7 protein-coding genes and 2 pseudogenes are annotated in these 5,690 nt (G+C 69.1%); 8 read left to right on the plus strand and 1 reads right to left on the minus strand.

Features of this window, described 5'->3' with window-relative positions; all coding sequences use genetic code 11:
- A pseudogene (locus HUV06_RS14270) lies at positions 1-134 on the plus strand (ATP:cob(I)alamin adenosyltransferase); the annotation flags it as partial.
- A 20-nt stretch (positions 135-154) separates the two neighbouring features.
- Here HUV06_RS14270 and HUV06_RS14275 read toward each other — a convergent pair.
- Positions 155-442: a hypothetical protein gene (locus HUV06_RS14275; protein WP_174301921.1), complete on the minus strand. Its 288-nt coding sequence runs from the start codon at positions 440-442 to the stop codon at positions 155-157.
- Between the two features lie 173 nt (positions 443-615).
- Between HUV06_RS14275 and HUV06_RS14280 the strand changes: the two genes are divergently transcribed.
- The 7 genes and pseudogenes from HUV06_RS14280 to HUV06_RS14310 all read left to right on the plus strand — a co-directional run.
- Complete coding sequence (locus tag HUV06_RS14280) at positions 616-1,365, plus strand: electron transfer flavoprotein subunit beta/FixA family protein (RefSeq protein ID WP_174301922.1); 750 nt, start codon at positions 616-618, stop codon at positions 1,363-1,365.
- Positions 1,366-1,367: 2 nt separating this feature from the next.
- Entirely contained in the window at positions 1,368-2,309 is a 942-nt protein-coding gene (locus HUV06_RS14285) for an electron transfer flavoprotein subunit alpha/FixB family protein (protein WP_174301923.1), read from the plus strand.
- Positions 2,310-2,521: 212 nt separating this feature from the next.
- The gene (cysK, locus tag HUV06_RS14290) at positions 2,522-3,511 is read left to right on the plus strand and encodes a cysteine synthase A (RefSeq protein WP_174301924.1); all 990 of its coding nucleotides are present in this window, start codon (positions 2,522-2,524) and stop codon (positions 3,509-3,511) included.
- Positions 3,512-3,572: 61 nt separating this feature from the next.
- On the plus strand, positions 3,573-4,061 hold the full coding sequence (locus HUV06_RS14295) for a very short patch repair endonuclease (RefSeq protein WP_174301925.1): 489 nt from the start codon (positions 3,573-3,575) through the stop codon (positions 4,059-4,061).
- Positions 4,062-4,152: 91 nt separating this feature from the next.
- Complete coding sequence (gene tolQ / locus HUV06_RS14300; protein ID WP_174301927.1) at positions 4,153-4,890, plus strand: protein TolQ; 738 nt, start codon at positions 4,153-4,155, stop codon at positions 4,888-4,890.
- A gap of 6 nt (positions 4,891-4,896) precedes the next feature.
- Positions 4,897-5,406, plus strand: a complete 510-nt coding sequence (locus HUV06_RS14305; protein ID WP_174301926.1) for an ExbD/TolR family protein — start codon at positions 4,897-4,899, stop codon at positions 5,404-5,406.
- A gap of 9 nt (positions 5,407-5,415) precedes the next feature.
- A pseudogene (locus HUV06_RS14310) lies at positions 5,416-5,690 on the plus strand (energy transducer TonB); the annotation flags it as partial.

Genomic DNA, 5,690 nt, shown 5'->3' on the forward strand with positions numbered 1-5,690 from the left:
AACCGGACGAGCCGGTGAGCGCCGAGGCTCTCAAATACCTGAACCGCCTTTCGGACCTGCTGTTCGTCATGGCCCGCTACGCCAACGCTCAGGGCGTCGGCGATGTGCTCTGGAGTCCGGGCGCGACGCGGTAGCGGCTGGAACGGTCCTGCCCCTATCGCGTGCCCGACGTGCCGCCCGCCCCCTGGGCCGCCGTCTCCGGCAGGGTCGGATAGCGTGGTGTCTTCGCGCCCGCGGCGCGATGGGTCACGTCGGGCAGGTAGACCACGTGTCCGCAGGTGTGGGTCTGGGCGTCCCACCAGTTGCCCGAGCTTTCGCAGTGCTGGACCGGATCGACGGCGAAATGCTGGTAGGCCCATACCGCGCCGACCACCAGCACCAGCACGACAAAGAAGATCACCTCGATCCGCCCGAGGATGCCGCGGCCAATTGCGAGTCTCATAGGTTTCTAATGGGCACGCGCAGACAGCCCGGCAAGTCGCCCGCAGGCGACTCTGGCGCGGCTCTGCTTGACAGGGCGCAGGCGCCAGCGTTTCAAGCGCATCCGAAATCGACATGAACAAGGCCGGCCCGCTGCAACAGGGCTCCGGCGCAGACCAAGAGCCGGGAGCTCCCATGAAGGTCCTCGTACCCGTCAAGCGGGTGATCGACTACAACGTCAAGGCCCGCGTCAAACCCGACCAGTCCGGCGTCGACCTGGCCAATGTGAAGATGAGCATGAACCCCTTCGACGAGATCGCCGTCGAGGAAGCCGTGCGGCTGAAGGAGAAGGGGATCGTCACCGAGATCGTCTCGGTCTCCATCGGTCCGCAGCAGGCGCAGGAGACGCTGCGCACCTCGCTGGCCATGGGCGCGGACCGCAGCATCCTGATCGTCGTGGACCAGGCCGTGGAACCCCTGGCTGTCGCCAAGCTGCTGAAGGCGGTCGTCGAGGCCGAGCAGCCCAAGCTGGTGCTGATGGGCAAGCAGGCCATCGACGACGACAACAACGCCACCGGCCAGATGCTGGCGGCGCTGCTCGGCTGGCCCCAGGCCACCTTCGCCTCCAAGCTGGAGCTCGCGGGCGATGTGGCCACCGTCACCCGAGAAGTGGACGGCGGGTTGCAGACCCTGTCCGCCGAACTGCCCGCGGTGGTGACGGTGGACCTGCGCCTGAACGAACCGCGCTACGCGTCGCTCCCCAACATCATGAAAGCCAAGAAAAAGCCGATCGACGCCAAGACCGCCGCCGACTATGGCGTGGACCTGACGCCGCGGCTGAAGGTCTCCAAGGTCTCGGAACCGGCCAAGCGTGGCGGCGGTATCAAGGTGTCCGACGCCGCCGACCTGGTGTCCAAGCTGAAGAACGAAGCGGGAGTGCTCTGACCATGGCCGTCCTCGTCATCGCCGACCACGACGGAGCCGCGCTCCGCGACACGACCCACAAGACCCTGACCGCCGCCCAGGGCATCGGCGGCGACGTCGACATCCTGGTGTTCGGCCAGGGCGTCGACGCGGTCGCGGCCGAGGCCGCCAAGCTGCCGGGCGTCCGCAAGGTGCTGAAGGCCGAGAGCGCGGAGCTGTCGCACAACGTGGCGGAGGCCATCGCCGCCACCGTGGTCCCGCTGGCCGCCGGCTACGACGCCATACTGACCCCGGCCACCAACGTCGGCAAGAACGCCTCGCCCCGCATCGCCGCCCTGCTGGATGTGATGCAGGTCTCCGACGTGCTGGAGGTGATGGACGCAAAGACCTTCGTGCGTCCGATCTATGCGGGCAATGCGCTGGAGACGGTGACCTCCCAGGACGCAAAGGTGGTCGCCACCGTGCGCGCGACCGCCTTCAAGGCCGCCGCCGGCGAGGGAGGGGCGGCGACCGTCGAGAGCGTGGAGACGCCGTCCGCCGACAAGACCGCCCGCTTCGTCTCCGACGAGGTGACCAAGTCCGAGCGTCCGGAACTGGGCGCCGCCAAGATCATCGTCTCCGGCGGCCGGGCCATGGGCTCGGCCGAGGAGTTCCACCGGGTGATCGAACCGCTGGCCGACAAGCTTGGCGCAGCGGTAGGCGCCAGCCGCGCGGCGGTGGATGCCGGCTATGCGCCAAACGACTACCAGGTCGGCCAGACCGGCAAGGTGGTGGCGCCGGCTCTGTACATCGCGGTGGGCATCTCCGGTGCGATCCAGCACCTAGCCGGCATGAAGGACAGCAAGGTCATCGTCGCCATCAACAAGGACGCCGACGCCCCCATCTTCCAAATCGCCGACTACGGCCTGGTGGGGGACTACAAGACCATCATACCCGACCTTATGGCCGAGCTGGACAAGGCCTGACCGCTTCGATCCTCCCCTCCTCCAGGATAGGGGAACCAAGCGAAGCTTGGTGAGAGGGCGGCGCCGCCGCCTTGGCTCCGGCCCTCTCGGTCGGCGCGCCGACAGCTCCCCTGGCGGGGAGACCTATGCCGGCGCTTCAGAATCCCTGGCGAGACAGCCGCCCTTCGGCTCCCTATCTTGCGCGTCACAGGCCGCAACCCGTGAGACCCGCCATGGACGCCTTTCCCGCCGCCGACTACGACGCCGCCCGCTTCAGGCGAGCCGGTCGCGGCCGCGTCTACGACAGCATCATCGACACGCTTGGCGACACCCCGCTCGTCCGCCTCCCCCGGCTCAGCGCCGAGGAGCAGCCGAAGGGCGAGGTGCTGGCCAAGCTCGAGTTCTTCAATCCGCTGTCCAGCGTGAAGGACCGCATCGGCGCCTCCATGATCGAGGCGTTGGAGGTGCAGGGCCTGCTGAAGCCCGGCGCCACCCTGATCGAGCCCACCTCCGGCAATACCGGCATCGCCCTGGCCTTCGTGGCGGCGGCCAAGGGCTACAAGCTGATCCTGACCATGCCGGAGTCGAGCTCGATCGAGCGACGCAAGATGCTGGTGCTCATGGGCGCACGGCTGGAGCTGACGCCTGCGGAGAAGGGTATGCGGGGCGCCGTCGCCAGAGCGCAGGAGCTGCTGGCCGAAATCGAGGGCGCCGTCATGCCCCAGCAGTTCGAGAGCCGCGCCAACCCGGTGGTCCACCGCGTCTCCACCGCGGAAGAGATCTGGAACGACACCGAGGGCCGGGTGGACGCTGTAATCGTGGGGGTTGGCACGGGCGGCACCATCACGGGCGTGGGCCAGGTGCTGAAGGCCAGGAAGCCCTCGCTGAAGATGATCGCCGTGGAGCCCGAGGGCTCGCCGGTGCTCTCCGGCGGCGAACCGGGGCCTCACAAGATCCAGGGCATCGGCGCGGGCTTCGTGCCAGGGATCCTGGACCGCACCGTCATCGACGAGGTGGTCACCGTCTCCAACACCGACAGCTTCGAATGGGCGCGGCGCTCGGCGCGCACGGAGGGGCTGCCGGTAGGCATCTCGTCCGGCGCAGCGCTGAAGGTCGGCTTCGACCTTGCCGCCCGCGACGACTATGTCGGCAAGACGGTGGTGGTGATCGTGCCGAGCTTTGCGGAACGGTATCTCTCGACGGCGCTGTTCGAGGGGCTTTGAGGGGCGCATCGCCAAACGTCCTGCGTCCTTCGAGACGCAGCCCTTTGGCCCGCTCCTCAGGATGACGAAGGGCGTAGGGTCCACAAACCTTCGTCATGCTGAGGAAGCCTCCGCAGGAGGCTGTCTCGAAGCGCGCACGCCCTCCACCGACGTCTTCACCCCCGAGCAGCGCTCCGCGGTCATGCGCGCCGTGCCGGCCCGCAACAGCACGGCCGAACTGAAGGTGCGCCGCCTGCTCACTGCTCTCGGCGCCCGCTACCGGCTGCATCGCTGCGAGTTGCCCGGCACCCCTGACATCGTCTTCCCGTCACGCCGGCTGGCGCTGTTCGTCCACGGCTGCTTCTGGCACGGCCACGATTGCGCCCGTGGCTCCCGCGTGCCCAAGTCCAACACGGCCTACTGGGTTGCCAAGGTGGCCCGCAACCGCACCCGCGACGCCGCTGCCGTCGAAGCGCTGACAGCTCAGAACTGGCGCACGGAAGCGTTGTGGGAGTGCGAGCTGAAAGACATCCCCGCCCTTACCGCGCGCCTGGAGCTCCTTCTGCGGTAAGCCCTGGCGTGGTTAACCCTCGTTAAGGCTGCCGGCCTTAGTTTCGTCCATCCCACGCGCTTCACCCGCGCGGACCGGACGCCGTGTGACCATGCCCGAAGCCACCCTGACCGCCGCCAGCTTCTCGCCCCTGGCCATGTTCATGAACGCCGACTGGGTGGTGAAGGGCGTGATCGCGGGCCTCGCCATCGCCTCGCTTTGGTCGTGGGCGGTGATCCTGGACAAGGCCGTGCGCCTCACCGCCATGAACCGCGACGCGGAGGGCTTCGAGGCTGCCGTGGGGTCCGGGCGTCCGCTGGAGGAGATCGCCGCCGAGGTCGGGGACGACCCCGCCCAGCCCCTGCCCCGCATGCTGGTCGCGGCGCTGCGGGAATGGCGAGGCTCGCGTGGGCAGCGCGCGCCGCTCAGCGACACCCAGACCGCCCTCACCATAAGCCGCATCGACAAGGCGTTGGACAGCGTGATCGCCCGGGAAGGTCGGGTGGTGGAGAACGGCCTGGGCGTGCTGGCCATTGTGGCCACAGCCTCGCCCTTCATCGGCTTGTTCGGCACGGTCTGGGGGATCATGACGGCCTTCCAGGCCATCGCCATCCAGAAGAACACCAACCTGACCGTGGTGGCGCCGGCCATCGCCCACGCCCTGTTCGCCACCGCCATCGGCCTGATCGCCGCCATCCCGGCCTACATCGCCTACAACAAGTTCTCCACCGACGCGTCGAAGTTCACCGGCCGGCTGGAGGCCTTCGCCGACGACCTGTCCGCCGCGGTGGCGCGACGACTGGGCGAGCGGCTGGCTCCCCCGTCAGCCCACGACGTCGAGCGGGTCTGAACCCCGATGGCGCTCTCCGTCCACGACGCGCTCTCCACCGGACGACGCGGCCGACGCCGGCGCCGCGGGCGCGCCGCGCTCTCGGAGATCAACGTGACGCCGCTGGTGGACGTCATGCTGGTGCTGCTGATCATCTTCATGGTGTCGGCTCCGCTGCTGACCTCAGGCGTGCCGCTCGACCTGCCCAAGGCCGACGCGTCAGCCATCTCCACGCCCTCCCAGCCCGTCACCGTCTCCATCCAGAAGGACGGCCGCATCTATGTGGGCGAGGCCGAGACCGACCTGGACGGCCTGCCCGACCGGGTGAAGGCCGCCGGAGGTCCCGAAGGCGTCGGCACGGGGGCTGCGAGCAAGCCGCTCTACATCCGCGGCGACGGGGCGGCGGTCTACGCCACCGTGGCCCAGGTGATGGCGCGGCTGTCCACCTCAGGGTTCACGGCCATGAGCCTGATCACCGACACCACCCCGGCCGACGGCGACACGCAGCGCGCGCGCGCCGACGCCGCGCAGCCCTGAACGGCGAGGATGTCGGAGCGCCGCTCAGACCTGCGCCCAGCGCTTACCGTCTCCGGCGGGCTGCACCTGGCGGTCCTGCTGGCCTTGTTAATCAGCTGGCGCTTGGCCCCGCCCCTGCCCAAGCCGCTGCAGGTGGTGGCGGTCAGCATCGTCTCCAACGCGCCGGTCGCCAACGTCCGTCCCGCCCAGAAGGCGCCCCAGCGCCAAGCGGCATCCGCGCCCGAACCCGCGCCTCCTACGCCGGAGCCGCCGGCTCCTGTGGAGGCGCCTGCCCCGCCGACGCC

Source organism: Caulobacter sp. S45, from assembly GCF_903642205.1.
Classification (GTDB): domain Bacteria; phylum Pseudomonadota; class Alphaproteobacteria; order Caulobacterales; family Caulobacteraceae; genus CAHJWH01.

Coding starts and splice junctions, on each gene's coding strand:
- HUV06_RS14275 (WP_174301921.1), bottom strand. CDS start 442: ATGAGACTCGCAATTGGCCGCGGCATCCTCGGGCGGATCGAGGTGATC.
- HUV06_RS14280 (WP_174301922.1), top strand. CDS start 616: ATGAAGGTCCTCGTACCCGTCAAGCGGGTGATCGACTACAACGTCAAG.
- HUV06_RS14285 (WP_174301923.1), top strand. CDS start 1,368: ATGGCCGTCCTCGTCATCGCCGACCACGACGGAGCCGCGCTCCGCGAC.
- cysK (WP_174301924.1), top strand. CDS start 2,522: ATGGACGCCTTTCCCGCCGCCGACTACGACGCCGCCCGCTTCAGGCGA.
- HUV06_RS14295 (WP_174301925.1), top strand. CDS start 3,573: ATGACGAAGGGCGTAGGGTCCACAAACCTTCGTCATGCTGAGGAAGCC.
- tolQ (WP_174301927.1), top strand. CDS start 4,153: ATGCCCGAAGCCACCCTGACCGCCGCCAGCTTCTCGCCCCTGGCCATG.
- HUV06_RS14305 (WP_174301926.1), top strand. CDS start 4,897: ATGGCGCTCTCCGTCCACGACGCGCTCTCCACCGGACGACGCGGCCGA.